15 protein-coding genes and 1 pseudogene are annotated in these 18,362 nt (G+C 64.0%); 12 read left to right on the top strand and 4 right to left on the bottom strand.

Going from position 1 to position 18,362, the window contains the following annotated elements; genetic code table 11:
- Positions 1-9: 9 nt before the first annotated feature.
- Positions 10-1,791 (bottom strand): gamma-glutamyltransferase, encoded by a 1,782-nt coding sequence (ggt, locus tag CKY51_RS00080; RefSeq protein ID WP_031340643.1) that lies wholly within the window; start codon positions 1,789-1,791, stop codon positions 10-12.
- Between the two features lie 489 nt (positions 1,792-2,280).
- Here ggt and CKY51_RS00075 point away from each other — a divergent pair, with 489 nt between their 5' ends.
- From CKY51_RS00075 to CKY51_RS00065, 3 genes are read left to right on the top strand one after another with little or no spacing between them, the layout of a single operon-like run.
- The gene (locus CKY51_RS00075; RefSeq protein WP_152248704.1) at positions 2,281-2,892 is read left to right on the top strand and encodes a hypothetical protein; all 612 of its coding nucleotides are present in this window, start codon (positions 2,281-2,283) and stop codon (positions 2,890-2,892) included.
- Between the two features lie 6 nt (positions 2,893-2,898).
- Positions 2,899-4,647: an ATP-binding response regulator gene (locus tag CKY51_RS00070; protein ID WP_152248703.1), complete on the top strand. Its 1,749-nt coding sequence runs from the start codon at positions 2,899-2,901 to the stop codon at positions 4,645-4,647.
- Positions 4,619-5,464, top strand: coding sequence for an alpha/beta hydrolase (locus tag CKY51_RS00065; RefSeq protein ID WP_022974014.1), 846 nt, complete (start codon positions 4,619-4,621; stop codon positions 5,462-5,464). Before CKY51_RS00070 ends, CKY51_RS00065 begins: the two co-directional genes overlap by 29 nt.
- Here the strand turns inward: CKY51_RS00065 and CKY51_RS00060 are convergent.
- On the bottom strand, positions 5,446-6,309 hold the full coding sequence (locus CKY51_RS00060; protein ID WP_063124284.1) for a CPBP family intramembrane glutamic endopeptidase: 864 nt from the start codon (positions 6,307-6,309) through the stop codon (positions 5,446-5,448). The genes CKY51_RS00065 and CKY51_RS00060 overlap by 19 nt on opposite strands.
- A 71-nt stretch (positions 6,310-6,380) precedes the next feature.
- Between CKY51_RS00060 and CKY51_RS00055 the strand changes: the two genes are divergently transcribed.
- On the top strand, positions 6,381-7,256 hold the full coding sequence (locus CKY51_RS00055) for a hypothetical protein (protein ID WP_238319579.1): 876 nt from the start codon (positions 6,381-6,383) through the stop codon (positions 7,254-7,256).
- A gap of 97 nt (positions 7,257-7,353) precedes the next feature.
- Here CKY51_RS00055 and CKY51_RS00050 read toward each other — a convergent pair whose 3' ends face one another.
- The gene (locus CKY51_RS00050; RefSeq protein WP_022974012.1) at positions 7,354-8,121 is read right to left on the bottom strand and encodes a DJ-1/PfpI family protein; all 768 of its coding nucleotides are present in this window, start codon (positions 8,119-8,121) and stop codon (positions 7,354-7,356) included.
- 195 nt (positions 8,122-8,316) lie between these two features.
- Between CKY51_RS00050 and CKY51_RS00045 the strand changes: the two genes are divergently transcribed.
- Positions 8,317-8,730 carry a GFA family protein gene (locus CKY51_RS00045; RefSeq protein WP_022974011.1) on the top strand — a complete coding sequence of 138 codons (414 nt, stop codon included), beginning with the start codon at positions 8,317-8,319 and terminating at the stop codon, positions 8,728-8,730.
- A gap of 40 nt (positions 8,731-8,770) precedes the next feature.
- Here CKY51_RS00045 and CKY51_RS00040 read toward each other — a convergent pair whose 3' ends face one another.
- Positions 8,771-9,154: a hypothetical protein gene (locus CKY51_RS00040; RefSeq protein WP_152248702.1), complete on the bottom strand. Its 384-nt coding sequence runs from the start codon at positions 9,152-9,154 to the stop codon at positions 8,771-8,773.
- A gap of 384 nt (positions 9,155-9,538) precedes the next feature.
- Here CKY51_RS00040 and CKY51_RS00035 point away from each other — a divergent pair, with 384 nt between their 5' ends.
- The 7 genes and pseudogenes from CKY51_RS00035 to CKY51_RS00005 form a co-directional block, all read left to right on the top strand.
- Positions 9,539-11,641, top strand: a complete 2,103-nt coding sequence (locus CKY51_RS00035) for a prolyl oligopeptidase family serine peptidase (protein WP_022974010.1) — start codon at positions 9,539-9,541, stop codon at positions 11,639-11,641.
- 605 nt (positions 11,642-12,246) lie between these two features.
- A complete protein-coding gene (locus CKY51_RS00030; protein ID WP_152248701.1) occupies positions 12,247-13,125 on the top strand; it encodes a TauD/TfdA family dioxygenase in 879 nt (292 codons plus the stop codon).
- Positions 13,118-14,161: a sulfotransferase family protein gene (locus tag CKY51_RS00025; RefSeq protein WP_152248700.1), complete on the top strand. Its 1,044-nt coding sequence runs from the start codon at positions 13,118-13,120 to the stop codon at positions 14,159-14,161. Before CKY51_RS00030 ends, CKY51_RS00025 begins: the two co-directional genes overlap by 8 nt.
- A gap of 61 nt (positions 14,162-14,222) precedes the next feature.
- Positions 14,223-15,401 carry an aminotransferase family protein gene (locus tag CKY51_RS00020; protein ID WP_152248714.1) on the top strand — a complete coding sequence of 393 codons (1,179 nt, stop codon included), beginning with the start codon at positions 14,223-14,225 and terminating at the stop codon, positions 15,399-15,401.
- Between the two features lie 26 nt (positions 15,402-15,427).
- Positions 15,428-16,087, top strand: a complete 660-nt coding sequence (locus CKY51_RS00015) for a 2OG-Fe(II) oxygenase (protein ID WP_152248699.1) — start codon at positions 15,428-15,430, stop codon at positions 16,085-16,087.
- A 7-nt stretch (positions 16,088-16,094) separates the two neighbouring features.
- Positions 16,095-16,682: an AAA family ATPase gene (locus CKY51_RS00010; RefSeq protein ID WP_031340632.1), complete on the top strand. Its 588-nt coding sequence runs from the start codon at positions 16,095-16,097 to the stop codon at positions 16,680-16,682.
- A 1,299-nt stretch (positions 16,683-17,981) separates the two neighbouring features.
- Positions 17,982-18,362 (top strand): annotated as a pseudogene (locus CKY51_RS00005) (transposase); the annotation flags it as partial.

Below are 18,362 nucleotides of genomic sequence, written 5' to 3'. Positions count from 1 at the left end.
TCCTCCGCCTCAGCGGTATTCGTGCACGCCCACTGCCGCCGAATCGGGGCGACGCGGATCGGCCGCCCCGAATGCCGATCCATCCGCGGCCAATTCGATGGCTTGAATGCTGGTCTGGGTGATCGACGGTTCGAGCGCATGGCCCAGCGCCTGCAAACGCTCCAGCGTGTCGGGCGAAATACCTTGCTCATAGGCGATGCCGCCATCGCGATACGCGTTGATACGCGGGCGCGCCACCGCTTCGGCGAGAGTGAGCTTGAAGTCCACCACGTTCACCACAAACTGCGCCAACGCCGACAGGATCGACTCGGCGCCGGGCGTGCCGGCCACGATCCACGGTTTGCCGTCCTTGAAGGCGATGAAGGGGCTGATGGTGCTTACCAGCCGCTTGCCCGGTGCCGGCGCATTGGGCGAATCGGCCGGACCATCCCAGGCGAAGTTGACCATGGAATTATTGAGCAGGATCCCGGTGCCCGCCGCGATGACGCCGGCACCGAAGTTGTTGCTCAGCGTATAGGTATTGGCGACCGCATTGCCGTCGGCATCGACCACCGAGTAGTGGGTGGTGTCCGGGCTTTCATGCGGGCGCGGATCGCCGGCGTCGACCGCCGCCGCGGGCAGCGTGTGCGCCAGCGAGATCAGTGCCGCCCGCCGCGCCGCATAGGCCTTGTCCAGCAATCCTGCACTGCGCGATACGGCCTGTGGCGTCCCACCCGCATAGGCCTTGCGGTCGGCGTCGGCCAGCCGCGTCGCTTCGGCGATCAGATGGTAGGCCTTGGCGCTTCCGGCATCGGCCGGCGACAGCGGCACGCGCTCGATCAGGTTCAACAGCTCCGCCAGGATCGTGCCCGACGCCGGCTCCGGGGCCAACGCCAGCGGCACACCGCGGTAGCTCGAGTGCACCGGTGCCAGCTCGCGCACCTGATAGTTGGCCAGGTCTTCGGCAGTGAGAATGCCGCCATGCTGCTGGCTCGCGGCGACGATGCGCTTGGCGATCTCGCCCTTGTAGAACGCATCGGCGCCATCGCCTGCGATCTGCCGCAACGACCAGGCCAGGTCGGGCTGCTTGAGCAGCGCGCCGGCGGCATAACTGCTGCCATCGGCCTTGAAGAACTGCGCGCGCGTCTCCGGCGTCCGCGCCAGCGAAGGCTTGGCCCAGTCGAGCACGCGCGCTTCGTCGTCGGACAGGCGCACGCCCTGCTCGGCCAGCGCAATGGCTGGCGCCACCACCTGCGCCCACCGCAGCTTGCCGTAACGGCGCTGCGCCGCAGCGAACGCCGCCACCGTCCCCGGCACGGCAATGCTCTTCCAAGAGCGCGAGGCCTCGCGATCGCGTTTGCCGTCGGCCCCCAACAGCAGGCCCGGCGTGGTCGCTGCCGGCGCCGAGCCGTAGTAATCGAAAGCGGTGGTGCGGTGCTCCTTGGCCAGGTAGATAACCATGGCACCGCCCCCGCCCAAATTGCCGGCACGCGGCAGCGTCACCGCCTCCGCCAGCCCGACCGCGACCGCCGCGTCGATCGCATTGCCGCCGGCACGCAGAATCTGTACGCCCACCTCCGATGCCGGACGGCTCTGGCTGACCACCATGCCGCCGGTACTGCGCAGCGGATGATGGATCGGTAGATAGCCGCGGGCGTCATCGAGCTCACGCGGCTGTGGCGCCGACGCCGGCACTCGCGCATCCAGCGGCGGCTTGGCGACGACCGGGGGCAGCACCAGCAGCAACGCCAGTGCCAGGCACTGCCAGCGGCGAACGGGGAAGGCAAACGATGACGCAGAGAGGGCAGACATCGGCATGGCTCGGTAGGGGGTGCGTAGGCACAGGAATCGACAGACGCGCGGCCCTGCGTCTGCGCGCGCAACAGCGACAGACACGCGCGGCCAGCACCTGCACCGACGGTCTGCGGTGCCGTGCGGGAGCGCCGTCGGTGGCCAGCGCCACACACGCAGGGTCGACCACAGCCGCGCGTGGCGGCCTGCAATGTCCTGGATGCGCGTCGTGGACAGCCAGCGACCGGGGCGCGCCGTGCCGCAAGCTTAGCGCCACCATGCGCTGTCGGGACGCCTGGCCGAGCACTGGCATTGCAGAATGCGAACCGGGCTCGAGGTTGCGTGTTCACCGCCTGCCGCAGGCCATTGCTGCTTGCCACGATAGGGGCATGCAGGGGCCATCACAGTCTTGGAGCAAATGGCAAGCATTCCGGCACCACGGCTGTCGCACACGGGCGGTGGTCGACCGTGACGAACAAGCAGCCACCTGCGCCGGCGCATGGTGCCGCCTTGTCCACCGACGCCGGGCGTGCGGCGCATCGCATATCCGGCAGCGGCTTCGGGGTCTTCACGGCAAAGCCGGCGGGCAGCGCTGACACCGCTATCCCATCCGCATTACTATGCTGCCGGCTGCTTCAGTCTGCCCAGGGGTGGCCAATGGCCTCGCTCGTCACCAAGCTACTGCAAGGCATCGGCGTCAAATCGTCGGACCATGCGCTGCACCCCGCTGGCGAGCCCAGGCGCAGGCATGTGGCCTCCCATGCACAGCCGCGGGTGGAGCCTGGCTCCATGCTCGACCTGGTGACCACCCTCGACCCCAACGGCAGCGCCGACTACCTCGATGCCTTGCGACGGGAGATCGATCGCTGCATGCAAGAGTGCACGATCGCCGTGCCTGCCGCCGACCAGACCACGATGGTGAACCAGATTCACACGCTCAAGAACACCCTGGTCCCGTTCGGCTCGCAGGAACTGCTGCGGGCCTGTGAGCAGCTGCGGTCCGATGTCCTGCAAGGCGTGGATCGCGACATCATTGCGCGCCGCTTTCAGGCGGTGGCCAGCGCCGCTGCCGCACTGGCACGCAGCTTCGCCCAGACCCTCACAGACGCACGGCAGGATTGATCGCAGATGGCGGGCAATACGGAACAGTTCGAAGCGCCAGGCCTGATCCTCGCCGCCAAGCAACTCAAGAACGATCGGCTGGTCAAGATCTTCGAGTCGTTCCTGGAATATCGCGCTTGCGTCGGCCGCGTGCTGATCCAGTTGATCGTCACCGTCTGGAGCGGTGCCTGGATGTATGGGCCGCAGCCGGTGCTGCTCAAGGAAGCGGTAACGGTGTTCCCGTGGACGGTCGCCTTCCTGGTGGCCTCGGTAGTGTGGATGGTGCTCGTGCGCCGTCGCATCGTGCCGGCAGCGGACTGGCTGGACGGTGCCGGATTCGTGATGAATCTGCTGTTGATCGGCATCCAGACCTACTTCTCCTTCATTCTGCTGATCTGGCTCAACGCCTTCCTGCCCTTCATCACCATCGCCGCGGTGGCGCGCTATGGCAGGAAGGCGATCAAGCCAGCGCTGATCGGCATCGTGCTGGTGTTGTTGTTCACCGCACCCAAGGGCTATTGGCTGTCCCGGCCGGCCTACTTCGTGCATGCGGTCGCACTGACCGTGATCCTGCCGTTGATGGTGGCGCGCATGCTGCTGGCGATGCAGGAGATCGCCTTCCAGGCGCTGGCCTCGCGCGAATCGCAAAGCCGCTTCATCAGCACCATGAGCCATGAGTTGCGTACGCCGTTGAACGCCATCATCAACTGCGCGCAGCTGATCGATGCCGGCGCGCTGCGCAAGGAGCAGCGCGACCTGATGCAAATGGTCAGCGCCAATGCCAGCGCGTTGCGGCATCGCGTCGATGCAGTGCTGGACGTGGCCAGCATCGACGGCAATCGGCTACTGCTGGCCGACAGGCCGCTCGACCTGATGGACGTGATGCGTACGGTGCAGGCGATCTGCGCCAACGCCGCCTCCGCCAAGGGGGTGGCCATCGAGTTCCATGTCGACGCCGATGCACCGGTCTGCCTGATGGGCGACGAAGGCCGCATCGAACAGGTGATCACCAATCTGGTCACCAACGCGATCAAGTTCACCCCGGCTGGCGGCCAGGTCGCGCTGACGATCGCCGCCCAACGCGCGGAGGCGCGCTGGGAGATCGCAGTCACCGTTGCCGACAGCGGCATCGGCATCCCCGCCGACAAAAAGGAGGCGATCTTTGCGCCGTTCCAGCAGGTCAGCACCGGCTCCAGCCGCACCGAGGGTGGCGTCGGCCTGGGCCTGTACATCGCGCGCTCGGTGTCCGATGCGATGCAGGGCAGCTTGAGCGTGGACGACAACCCCAGCGGCGGCAGCATCTTCCGCTGGCGCTTCAGCGCCGCGGCGGCGAGCGACGGCAGCCGCACCGCACAGGGTCTGCGCGAAGCGCTGGAAGAACACCGCCACACGGTACCTTCCCTGCATTGCCTGGTCTTCGAAGACATGGAGACCAATCGCGTGGTGATCGACAACCTGCTCTCGCATGCCGGCCATCGCGTCAGCTTCCATGCCGACGGCGACGCCGCCCTGCAGCGAATTCGCGAGGCCGCGCCGGATCTGGTGTTCATGGACCTGCACATGCCCGGCAAATCCGGCTGGGATGCCTTGCACGAGGTCGCCAAGGCAGCCGACAGCCTGCCGCCGATCGTCGTGCTCACCGCCGACACCCGCAGCGACTCGATCCGCGACGCGGCCGCCGTCGGTGTCGCCGGCTATCTGGCAAAACCGATCAACGCCTACGAACTCCTGGCCATCGTCCAACAGCATGCACAGCGGCGACATCCAAACGCCTGACGACCTCAAACCCGGCAACGCAGCGCGCCTTCACTGGCGCCACGCGGCCGGCGTACGTCAGCCACGTGTCCTGCTGTACCTGCATGGCTTCACCGCCAGCCCTGGCGAAGCGGGCGCATTTCCCGAACAGATGGCCGCCGCGCTGGACGCCAACCTCTACGTCCATCGGTGGCCCGGACATGGCCAGCGCGCCGCCGATGCGATGCGCGGATTGAGCCGCGCCGGCCTGCAGGCGTCGGCCGAAGCAGCACTGCAGCAGGCCTGCGCCCTGGGCGAGGCAGTGATCATCGTCGGCTCGTCGCTGGGCGCCACCCTGGGTCTGTGGCTGGCGGCCAACCACCCGGATGCGATCGCCGCGGTCGTCGCCTGGTCCCCTGGCGTGCAGGCCGCCGACCCCGCCCTGCTGGATCAGGCCTGCGAAGGCAATGCGCCGCGGGTGGATCCGCGCCCCCGCACGCCGGCCGTGCAGGCCTATTGGTCCGACGCCGTGCATCCAGACGGTTTCCGCGCTCTACGTGCGATCTTTCGCGCCAACGCCGACAACCCGCCATGGCCGCAGGTGCGCTGCCCAGTGTTCCTGGGCTATTTCCGCAGCCCGGACGGTGAAGAAGACCAGACCGCCTCCGTTCCCGCGATGCTGGCCATGTTCGCTGCGTTGGGAACCCCGCCGGCACACAAGCGGGCTCAGGCGTTTGCCGCCGGCGCGCATGTGATCGGCTCGCCGCACAAGACTCCGCTTGCCGGCACCGTCGTGCAGGCGTCGCTGGACTTCCTGCACGCGATGTTGCCGCGCGCTGCTCAGGCCAGCGCGGGATAGGTCAGCAGCAGGAAGTGCACCACATTGAGCATGGCATGCGCCGCGATCGCGCCGACCAGGCCCGCACGCCGATAGGCGATGCCGTAGCCGACGCCAGCGATCGCGCTCAATAGCAACATCGCCGGGCCCTGGTCCGCATGCGCCACCCCGAACACCAGCGCCGCCGCCACGATCGCCATCCAGTCGCCGCCACGACGGCCGGCAAGCAAACGCGCCAGCCCGCCCTGCAGATAACCGCGGAAGAACACCTCTTCGGCAAAGCAGACCAACAACACGTTGTTCAAGGCCCACAGCCAGGTCATCGCCGGCAGCTTCGGCTCCACCCGCACCACGCCGGCACTCAAGGCCAGCATCGCCACCACCACACAGCTCGCCAACCCAATCAACGCGCCGCGACCGAGCCTGCGTAGCGTCGGCCCGGCGGTGTCCAGCCATGCGATCGCTGCAACCACCCACACCGCGCTGAGCGTCTTGTCGAGATTGAGATAGGCCTTGTACGGCACCGCGCCGGCAGACACCACGCCGGACAACGCCAGCGGATTGTCGAAACCCGGCGCGATATGCCGCCGAAGCGCGATGGCAGTCAGCACGAACAGCACATGGCCGGCGATACGCACACCGCGCGTACGGCCCCGCATCACGGCACATCCGGCGACCAGCAAGGCCGCCAGCGAAAACACGAACGGCGCCGACAGTTGCCCGACCAACGCAGCCAGCGCATAGCCAACGCCGACTGCCCACACACCGAGCGTCCGCGTGCGGTCCCGCCACAGCAACACGGTCGCTGGGAACAACACGATCCACGGCAGCCACGCCATGCCCGCGATCAGTATCTGCACACTCATAGTGATCGATCGATGCCTTGCTTGACGCGCCATGCTAGCAGCAGGCGCTGTCGGTCGCGGCGTCCGTGGTGATGGGCGGCACAGCACGGGCGGGCCTTGCCGTGCATGCAGGGCGCTGGCGCAGGATCGGCAGCTACGGAATACTGGCTCCGCAGCCGCGCGTCACGCGCTCGACCGCCAAGGCCCTCATGCACGCCAACGATCCCCCCATGGTCTCAACCGGCGCCGACGCGGCTGACGCACCGGCAGCGCTTGCCGACCTGAGCTTTCCCTCGCTCTCCGTAGCAATGGGCCACTACGTCCAAACAACCGAACTGAGACGCGCCGGCCCGGTCGAGCGCTGGAGCTTGATCATCGCGCTGATCGGTGCCGGCGTCGGGCTGATCGTCGGCGGCCTGCTCGACGGCAAGCCCGGCCTGTATGTGACGCTGATCGGGCTCGCCGTCGAGCTCAGTGGCTTTCTGGTCTGGTTCGTCCTGATGGGCATCCGCGAGTGGCCGAGTTTTCGCAGCCCGTTTGCCGACCACGCAACCCAAATGGAGCAGGAATTTCATCGGTATCAGGCCATCGTGGCAGCGCTGCGGCAATTTCCATTGGAACAGCGACGCCGCCGCGAAGCCTTTATGCGCGACCTCCGCACCGGCATGCACGAGCGCCTGGGTTTGGTCACCGGCAGCATGGAAAAGCTGGGCATCGTTCCCATCCTGCTTGCGCTCTATCTGCAGTTCAAGGACTGGCACTGGGGCGATTGGGCCGCGTTGAGCAAGATCAGCCTGCCGCAGGGCGTGCTGGCCTTCGCGCTGCTACTTGCATACGCCATGTTCTGGCACATCATCCGTCTGCGTATTCGCGTGCAGTCCTACGAGCGATTGCTGACCGAGGCCAATCGCCAGGACAGCGTCGACAGGCAAGCGCAAGCTCCCTATGCGGATCCGATGCGCGTCTGATCGCCCAGGCGTTCGCCTGGGGCAGGATGGGCTGTGCGCAGAAGCAATGCTGCCGAGGCCTGATCCAGCAACGCCTTAGAAACGGCCCCGTCGTATTTCAACCCGCATCGATCGCCGCAGTGAACGGATCGTCGCTGGCATCCTCGTTCCAGCGGTATTCGGCGATGTCGGCGACGTTCTTGGCGTCGGCATGGCCAAACATTCTGGCGATCAACGCCAGCGCCATGTCGGTGCCCGCTGACACGCCGGAGGAAGTGAATACATTGCCATCCTCGACCCAGCGCGCCCGCTTCACCCACTCCACCTTCGGTCCCTGCGTGGTCACCCAATGGAAGGCGCGTTTGTTGGTGGTCGCGCGGCGTCCATCCAACAGGCCGGTGCGCGCCAGCAACGCGGCGCCGGTACAGATGCTGGCGACATGCGTCGTGCTGCGTGCCAGCCGCGCGATGCCGGCGATGAGCGTAGGGTTGTCGATCTCCCGCCGTGTCCCCATGCCGCCCGGCACCATCAGGGTGTCGAGTGCCGGCGCCGCATCCAAGGCATGCTCGGCCATCACCGCAGGCCCGGCACTGCTGGCGACGGCGCCGCTGCGTTCGCCCAGCACGACGATCCGCACCTTGCCGCCGAGGTTGCCGAACATGTCCAGCGGCCCGAACACATCCAGCAGCTGAAAGCCCTCGAACACCACCATGCCCAGCGTCAACGCCGCGCCGTCGCCGGCCGCCTTGCCACGGGGCGCGCTGAGCGGCTGCGCATCCTTGGCCATCACGCCCGGCGCGATCATCGCCGCACTGGTCAGTAAGGCATTGCGCAACACCATGCGGCGCGCGAGATCGGCGTGGGACTGCTGCAGGTCGATGGACATGGCGGCTCCTCGATGGCGGCGGTAGGCAAAGACGCGGCGATACGCATGGATGAGCCCGCAATGCGGACGACTGCCCGTCATTGGGTCTCGCCGGTCACTGTATGCGCGGCTGCGCAGCACGGCGTGAGGACGCGACCTGATCGCAACGCCGACCTGCTAGATTGTCGCCATCATGCAAGGACAGGAGGCGCTGCGATGACGCCAGACGTGCTCACCGGCGCTTGCCACTGCGGAAGCGCGAGCTGGACGCTATCGGGCGATCCAGGCTCGATCACGGCGTGCAACTGTACGCTGTGTCGCCGCTACGGCACCCTGTGGGCATACGACTTCGAGCACGAACGCATCCGCTTGCATGGACCGACACAGACATATGCGCGCGCCGGCAAAGCCAACCCCGTGCTCGAGATCCACTTCTGCCCAACCTGCGGCTGCGTCCTGTGCTGGCGTGGCCTGCGTCTGGAGCAGGATGGGCGTCGCCGGATGGCGGTGAACATCCGGCTGGCCGAGCCGGATGCTGTGGCCCACCTGGCCATCGATCACTTCGATGGCCTGGACAGCTTCGATGACCTGCCATCGGATGGTCGCTGTGTTCGCGACCTGTGGTTTTAACCGCGCAGACTGGCCAGCAGCGCGCTACCGACAGGCGCGGTCAGCGGTACGAAAATCCGGAATTATTGAGCGTGATGTCCAAGGTCCCCGAGTTGGATCCTTGAAAGCCGATCGAACCACGGAGCCCAGCCAAACCAGTACCAGGCTGACAGTTGGTGGTGGACATCGCATAAAGCTGATAATTCTGGCTGGTATTCAGCCTCAGAGTCGGCCCCAGCACAGGCCTTTCATACAGCACCATCACGCATTGGCTCAAGCCATTACCCTGCACCAATACAGCCATTGCCTTCAGCACATTGCTCGTGATTCTGGTTGCCATCGCAGGGTCGGCGGCATTGGCCGAGGAACTGGCTGCCATTGCCACTGCGAGCAACGCAGTCGGCACGATGGCTCGAACTCTTCCAAGCTTAATATTTCGGTTCATGGGCTGCCTCAAGAATCTTTTCATCGGAAGACGGGCGACTGAGCACCAACGGGTGCGAACGCCGCCCGGTTCGGACAACAATAGTCCCCGCAGGGCTCGGCCCTCTGAGCCTAGGCGCAGTTGCGACGCTGCTGGCGAACAGACACCAAGCGCCCTCGAACGGACACCCGGCGCGCACAGGTATAACAGGCAACCCGCGGCAAGGAGGCAGAGGCGGTGGCCCACCGAGAGCTCCGCGTATTCGCGCGTCGCCGACGCGGCAGCAAACCATCGCATCGGTTCGCTTGCAGCGACGCGACCGCGCGCCATTCGCGTCTTCTGCGGGCGGCGTGCCGCGTATCGCGTGCTACGGTCTCCAGCCCGTTCCCTGCCAGAAACTCCTTTATGTCCAAGCTCACTTCGGTCTGCCTGGCCCTCGGTCTGTGCGCGATCGGCGCCGTTGCCTGGGCAGCCACGAAAGATGACGATGCCACGCACGATCCCTATCTCTGGTTGGAAGACGTCAGCGGCGCCAAGGCGCTGGCCTGGGTCAAAGCACAGAACGCCAAGACGGAAGCACGCCTGGCCGGCACTGCGAACTTTAAACAACTGGAATCCAGCATCCGCGAGGTGCTGGATTCCGATGCGTCCATTCCCTACGTCACCAAGCAAGGCGACTATTACTACAACTTCTGGCAGGACAAGCAGCATCCGCGCGGAGTGTGGCGCCGCACCACGTTGGACGAATACCGCAAGGCCTCGCCCGCATGGGACACCGTGCTGGATCTGGACGCGCTCAACAAGACGGAGGGCGAGAGCTGGGTCTGGCACGATGCCAGTTGCCTGCGCCCGCAGTACCGTCGCTGCCTGATCGCGCTATCGCGCGGTGGCGCGGACGCGGACGTCACCCGCGAGTTCGACCTGACCACCAAACAGTGGGTCAAGGATGGCTTCTTCCGGCCCGAGGCGAAGGGCGGCTTGAGCTGGATCGATCAGGACACGGTTTATCTCACAACCGACTTGGGTGCCGGCACGCTGACCAGCTCCGGCTATCCGCGCATCGTCAAACTGTGGAAGCGCGGCACACCGTTGCGAGCAGCGACGACTGTGTACGAAGGCCAGACCGACGATGTCGCGGTCTCGGCCTGGCATGACGACACGCCTGGATTCGAGCGCGACTTTGTCGAGCGCACGCTGCAGCTGCATGACAACCGGATGTTCCTGCGCAAGCAGGACGGCACGCTGGCCCAGGTCGACGCTCCCGACTCGGCGAGAAAGGTCGTCATGCGCGAATGGCTGACGCTGCAACTGCGCGATCCCTGGACCGTCGGCGACAACACCTACAAGGCCGGCACCTTATTGGCCACGCGCTTCGACGACTACATGCTCGGCAAGCGCAGGTTCGAGGTGCTGTTCGAGCCAAGCGACACCACGTCGTTGGAAGACGTGTCCTGGACCCGCTCGCATCTGGTCTTGAACCTGCTGGACGACGTCAAGAGCCGCGTGCGCGTCCTCACACCATCGCCGCAAGGTTGGGTAAGCAGCGACTTCATTGGTGCACCGTCATTCGGCACCGTCGCAGTCCGCGCGGTGGACGCCGACGACAGCGACGCGGTGTGGATGTTCGCCAGCGACTTTTTGACGCCGACGACGTTGTCGCTGGTAGACATCGGCAGCGCGCCGACGCCGTTGAAGACCCTGCCCGCCTTTTTCGATGCCAGCACGCAGACCATCGAACAGCACTTTGCTACCAGCAAGGACGGCACCCGCGTTCCGTATTTTCTGGTGCGCCCGCAACAGCGCTCGCTCGACGGCAACGCGCCGACACTCATCTACGGCTACGGTGGCTTCGAAATCTCGATGACGCCTTGGTATTCCGGCGCGCTAGGGCGTGGCTGGCTGGACAAAGGCGGCGTCTATGCCGTCGCCAATCTCCGCGGCGGCGGCGAGTACGGCCCGCGCTGGCACGATGCCGCGCTCAAACAGAACCGCCACACCGCGTATGAGGACATGGCGGCGGTGGCGCAGGATCTGGTCGCGCGCAAGATCACCTCGCCCAGGCATCTGGCCGTGGAGGGCGGCAGCAACGGCGGACTGATGGCCGGCAACATGCTGATGCAATATCCGCAGCTGTTCGGCGCCGTGGTGGTCGAATCGCCGCTACTGGACATGCGCCGCTTCAGCCATCTCCTGGCCGGCGCATCGTGGATGGGCGAGTACGGCGATCCGGACACAAGCGATTGGACCTTCATCCGCACCTTCTCGCCCTATCACCTGTTCGACCCCCACAAGACCTACCCACCGGTGATGTTCACCACCTCCACCCGCGACGATCGCGTACATCCCGGGCATGCCCGCAAGCTGGCCGCCAAGATGATCGATGCCGGCAAGGACGTCACGTTCTACGAGAACATCGAAGGCGGCCACGGCGGTGCAGCCGATAATGCGCAGGAAGCGCACCTGGAAGCGCTCAAATACAGCTTCCTGTGGCAGCGCCTGGCCAACTGATGCATGACCACGTGGCGATGCCGCTGCTGGCGCGCATCGCCCCTGCGCTCCATCGCAGCGCTCCTTCGCTTGTGCCGCGTTGCGCACGAGGAACTTGCTGTGCACGAGATCGCCGCAAGGCGCAGTGGAGATTGGTCGGCAATCCATCGCCGAATGACCACGGATCGGACGTGCCATTGCCTGCCAATGCCGGCCGATGGATCAAGCTTGGTGCCCGCGCCGGGAGCGCATCAGCCGTGGCCAGGTGTGTCGACAACCTCTTCCATAGTTTCGGGATGCGTACGTCATCACGGTTGCACGTATTTTTCGCGCAGATAATGGCTCGCGCCTTATGGAAGTCATCGACAGGCGCGTGCATGCGAGCACATTGCGGCAGCATTTCGCCGCGGGCATCACAGAGCATGTTGGACGGCAGAGTCTCGATCCCGGTGCGGGATGTGCCTGGCCTGAAAGAAAGCGCAGCGCTGCATCGCCGATAGAAAATACGTAAATGTATCAATCTCGGAATCGCTGAGCGGCGATCCCGTGCCCGTCATGAAAATCCGGGACCTGGACTCATTGCCAGGCATCCAAGCATCAACCTACTTCCTCATCAGAGGCGTTGTATGCAAAGCCGTTTCAGCGGTTGGTCTGCACAGGTACGCGATGCAGACGATGTGACCGCCGTCGTGCGGGACGTCGGCCGATATGGATTTGCGATCGTTACCGACCGATGGCGATTCGATGCATCCGATTTCGAGCGGATGTCGGCACTCTATCAACTTGGCCCGATGTATCAGTCCGACTTCAACCGTCGCCTGCACGCGGAAGGCATGTCGCCGTCAGGCATCAACCAGGTCGGCGGTCTGAAAGAAGGCCAGCATGGCGTCTTCAACAGCACGTCAAGCGCGGCCTTGCACACCGACGGTTCGTACCTGCCCATCGGCACGATCAAGACGTCCATTCTTCTTTGCAAACAGCACGGGCTGCATGGCGGCGAATCAATCCTGTTCGACAGCCTATCGGCGTTCCAGGCGCTTGCTCGCCATCACCCGGATCTCGCCCAATCTCTCCTGGCGCCAAAGGCGTTCCGACGCAGGTCGACCGACCCGCGCCTGGATCAACAGTACGAGCATATCGGCCCGCTCTTCCTCGCCGAGGACGATGGCACCATGGTCGGTGGGTTTACTCTGGACCTGACGGCGGACTGGGACTATTGCCGGCGCGTGGATCCGAGGGTGCTGGAGGCGGCGGCGTTCTTGACCCATCTCAGCAAGCCGGAGAGCGGCTACACCGTCAGTTTCCTGCTTCGCAAGGGACAGGCATTGATCATGCGCAATGACCAGCTGTCGCATGGACGAAGCGCCTACGTCGACGATCCGGTCAACCCGCGCATTCTGTTACGGGGCCTGTTCCTCTCCGCCCCTGGCGCCTGCGCTGTGCAACCGCGTCCCGCCCCTCGTTGCTCGAACGACCATGACCGCAGGCCCCGCACCCATGGCTGAGACAACGGCGCCGCTGCTTGCTTCCCAATGGGCCTTGTGGATGTCTCACCCCACGCACGACCTTGCGGCACGCATTGGCAGCGACCTTGCAGAACACGCGATCGAACCGCCCATGACCTCGACGGTCATCGAGTTCGTACGCGAGTATCGGAACGGTGGAAAACGCTGGAGCAGCCAGGGCCTGCGTGGCGACGAGGTGATGGCGCCGCTGCTCGGCCTGGCGAAGCGTTCGCCACAGCTGTTTGAGCTCATCCGCGCGAAGATCGCCCAAGCGGAGCACAACAAATGGGTGGGCGGCAGCTTGAACGACACCGTCGCCGCGGCGCAGAAGCAATACCGGAAATTCGCCATCGTGTCGACGCCCCGGTCCGGCACGCACCTGTTACGCACGCTCCTTGGCTCGCACCCCTGCATCGAGATGCATGGCGAAGCATTCAATCGGTTCGGCCAGCACTTGCTGCCGTATTCCGTCCGGGATGCCACTGCAGACCAGATCCTCGAGCGACATCTGTTCCGTCCTTACTTCGAGTATGTGCAGGCGGTGGGGTTCGTGCTCTTTCGCGATCTGGACTCGGAATGGGGAGGCGTCGATGTCTGGGACACCTTGGCGGCCCTACCTGACCTGAAGATCATTCTGCTGGATCGACGCAGTCGCCTCGAGCGCATGGTATCGCTCAGGAAAAGCTTGCTGGACCAGGTCTGGTACGTCGGCCGGGACGATACGCGCACGCGCGGGCAGCTCACACTGCGCGTATCGCACGAAGAACTGGTCGACTTCATCGATCGCGACCTCGCCAATCGCGCCGCGTTCTGCGAACGCTTCGGACATCACGACATCCTCTCCATCGAATACGAAGAACTGCTCGCCGACCCCGAGGGCACGTCGGCCGGGCTGCTCGCATTTCTGGGCGTATCGGCCGTGCGGTTGGAACCGGGAACCGGAAAGAAGGAAACAGCGGCGATCGCGTCGACGGTCGACAACGTTGCCCAGCTGAGATCCGCGCTGCAGGGAACACCCTATGAACACTATCTCTAGCCCGCGCCGGTACTGGCCGCCGTACACGCCGCTGGACCTTGAAGATTGTCGCCCCCGGATCGTGCGCGGCGCAGGGGTCTATCTCTACGACGATGCGGGCAAGCCCTATCTGGACGGCATGTCCGGCAGCTACAACCACTGCCTCGGTCATTCTCACCCGGCACTGATCGATGCCGTCAAGCGGCAGCTGGACACGCTGGTGCACGCGTGCAACATCGGGACGAGCACCCTGCTGCCCGAAGCGCTTGCCGAACGGTTGGGCGACGCATTGGCGCCAGCCGGGCTCGTGCATACGTTCCTGGTGGGGAGCGGCAGCGAAGGAGTCGAAGCCGCCATGAAGATGGCGTGGCAGTATCAACGCGGTCGTGGTCAGCCGCAACGCACGCGCGTCGTGGCCATCGACGGTGCGTATCATGGCTGCACGCTCGGTGCGATGCTCGCGACACGACGCGCTTTCATCAACGAAGGCGCCTTGCCGCTTGTTGCAAACTGTGCAGTGACGATGCCGTTGCCGCAGACCATCGATGACATGGCCGCATGGGAAGCGCTGCTGGCCGAGCATGGCCCGACCATCGCGGCCATCATCGTCGAGCCGGTGATGGCAATGGCGGGAACCCGGCAGTTCCCCGCCGGATTTCTGCAATCACTGTCCTCGCTCGCCAGGGCTTACGACATTCCGTTGATCTGCGACGAAGTGTATTGTGGGATCGGACGCACCGGTGTGCTGTGCGAATCGGTTTCGCAGGGCGCCACCCCGGACATCGTGATCTTCAGCAAGTGTCTCGGTGGCGGCTTTCCGATCACTGCCGTCATGACGACAGCCAAGATCGCCGATGTCTTCGCCACGCAACCGCTCCCGCTGTTCCGCCATGGTCATACCCAGTCCGGTAACCTGCTGGGATGCCGTGCCGCCCTGTTCATTCTCGACCACCTGGATGCCGAGGATTGCTACGAACGGGTCCAGGCGAAGGGCACGCGCTTGCTGCAGGCGCTGCGTGAGCGCCTACCGTCGTCCAGCGATATCGTGAGCGTGCAAGGAAAGGGCCTGATGCTGTCGATCACCTTTTCGTCGCCGGAGGCCTGTGGACGCGCGCAACAGAATGCGCGCCAGAGCGGCCTGCTCATGGGTGCCGCGGATCGACATCTCAAGCTCGCCCCACCGTTCACGATCGTGGACGCCGAGATCGACGAGCTGGTGCAACGATTCACCAATGCGATAGAGAAGCCATCGCATCACTGACGCTCACTTTTCGGATGGGGAAGACCATGACGTCGGCATACTTCGCGCTCGGGCAGATTGCAGGGGGAACACGCCATGCCACGCCGTTCCATTGGGGAGAACTTCGAAAGATCTGGCGAGACGATACTGTCGCGAACGGCCTCGCAGATCAGTTTCCGACCGAAGGCTTCAACTTCCGACAACGCAACGGCGGGCACTTCTATCGACGCACCATCGTCCCTTTGGGCACGCCCGGCGTCGACCAGCCAGCGACACTGTCGGATGCCTGGCAGGCGATGTGCGGGGAACTCACCTCGGCAGATTTCAGGTCGGCGATGTCCCACTTCTGTGGAACGGACCTGAGCGACTTCCCGATGGAGGCCGTTGCGTTTCGCGGAGGGCAGGACACCCACTACCTGCCTCACGTCGATGCGTCATTACGCCTGGGCTTTCGCCTGATTATCTACTTCAACGCCCACTGGGAGCATGAGTGGGGCGGTTTGCTGCGCATTCTTGATCCGGGCAATCACGATGACGCACGCCACGTGGTGCTCCCTGTCGTCGGAAACGCAACGGTGATCATTCGCGATGGAGCCTACGAAGACACATGGCATGAGGTGACGCGATTGCGCACCACGGGCAGCGTGACCCGTAACACCCTCAATGTCACCTACTATGCGCCCGGGACCACAAGCACAGCCCAATGAAGCGAGGATGCGCTTGCTCCACCACCACAGACACTTGGCGATGCTCTATGGCCCGCCCGCCGTCGGCAAACTGACCGTCGGCAAGGCACTGGCGAGGCAGACGTCCGCATGCCTGTTCCATAATCACCTGACCTACGATCTCGCGACCGAGCTGCTGGGCGCCGACAGCGGCTTCGACGCACGCAGGCGATTTGCGTGCAAACTCCGGCTGCATGCGTTGGCGCTCCTGTTTGAACGCGCGCCCCGCACCATCATCACCACGTTCTGCTACGGTGGCCCAGAGGACGACTGGTACATCGATGCGCTGAAGGCGCTCTGCGCAGAGCATCGCGTGACGCCGCACTTCGTTCAACTCACCGCACCGCGTCGCCAGCTGCTGGAAAGAGTCGAAAACAGCGACAGACGCGCCTTCGGGAAGGTGGACAACTGCAGCCAGCTGTCGGCGATCCTGCAGCAATGCCCCTACACGGTCCCGATCCGAGCGGATCACCATCTCTGCCTCGATACCGCCACGCTGCTCCCAGAGGACGCTGCTCGGGCGATCATGGCGTGGAGCCGTCGAGTCTTCGCGGTAGGCCATTGCCAAGTGGGCTGATACACAAGGGTCTGCGCGCACTCGCGCCCGACGAGGGCTATCACCGCACGGCGTTGCCGAGCGTCTAGTACGACGACGCGGCGATACGGCGTTAGTCTGCCTGAAGGACGCTCCACCAAGGCTTTCAAGCGCGTGTCGCCGGGAACCGCACTCTGCATGACGTAAAGGTGGATTGCCTCTTCGCCCTCTCAAATCAGCCCCGCTTGAAGACATCCCGCATTGACTGACACACGCTCGGCTGCTTCGCAGCCCCACTTACGCGACCTTGTGCGGCGTTCTGCTTGATTACCGCCGTTCCCTTCGGCAATGCAGCGGCCCACAACAACACGGGCCGCTGCGCCTACCAGCGGCAGCCAGCCGCAAATCAATAAGTGACGGTAAGTGATTTTTTAATATTGATATAAACCTGATTCGCATTTGGAACAGTAAACTGCTGCACATATAAACTTGGGAAAGCACTCCCGGCTCTACAGTCGGATGTACCGAATCCACGCACGCTATATGTGAATCCGTATAAGAGGGAGGGGCCGGTTTGGTAGTTCCCATCCGACTTCGCTGCGCCCACCGGAACACACGCCCACCCACCAGGATTATTGACGTTCTGTATATAAACGGCCCTTACATTGGGGTTGTAATTTACCGTGTAGAGCGTCACGGGTACGGGTATGGGGGTCTGTTGTGCACTAGCCGATGTGGCCAGGCCAGCAGCTGCAACGAGCACAAGACAGAAGACGGATCTACGGAAACAATCAATCTTTGAATGTGTTGTCATGATTATCTTCTAAATTTGAAGGGGATGCGACCTGTTTGGCAGTTGCGGTGAATACAGCATGATCCGAGTCGCGTTGTGAGCATGCACCAGATTGACCTTGCAGACGATGACGTATTTAATAATTACAGTTGAAATGCAGCCATAGTCACAAAAATAATTCCCCGCTAGATATGGATATAACCTCAAGGTTTACCTTATTACTTCAGGGGATTATATAAATTTGCACTAATCGCCGAACAAACCAAGTCTGTAACTGAGGCCAAGGAAGGTCAGCTGACGGTGGCAAGTGGACCGACCGCCCCTTCCCAGGACGACCGCGAAGACGACACAGCGCTGGTCTGCCCGATGGGCGCTCGACCATAGCGCGGAGCCGCATCTCGTCCAGGGTGCGCTCCTGCATGACGAGGGAACGACCGCCTCCTCGCCTTCGTTGTGCCGGCATGCTTGCAGCCTTCCGTAAGCTCCCCCGATCCGCAGACACCGCATAAGCAGATCTTTCTGGCATCGTTCCCAAGTCAGGAGGTTCCATGCGCACATCGAAGTTCACCGAGACACAGATCATCGCCACGCTCAAGCAGGCCGAAGCAGGCGTTCCAGTCAAAGACATCTGTCGCCAAGTCGGCATCAGCACGGCGACCTATTACCAGTGGAAGAGCAAGTACGGCGGCTTGGAGGCGTCCGAGCTGCGGCGGGTCAAGGAGCTCGAGTCCGAGAACGCCAAGCTCAAACGGATGTACGCCGAGTTGGCGCTCGACAACGCGGCAATGAAGGACCTGATCGCAAAAAAACTCTAGGGCCGGCGCGTAAGCGCGAGGCGGTGCGGTTCCTTATCGAGGTCCACGCGCGGCCGTTGCGCCGGTCCTGTGCATGCGTCGGGCTGTCGCGTGCCGCCTGGTACGCACCGCCTC

The sequence above is a fragment of the Xanthomonas maliensis genome (assembly GCF_009192945.1).
In the GTDB taxonomy this organism is placed as follows: domain Bacteria; phylum Pseudomonadota; class Gammaproteobacteria; order Xanthomonadales; family Xanthomonadaceae; genus Xanthomonas; species Xanthomonas maliensis.
This window is presented reverse-complemented; position numbering and strand designations above follow the sequence as displayed.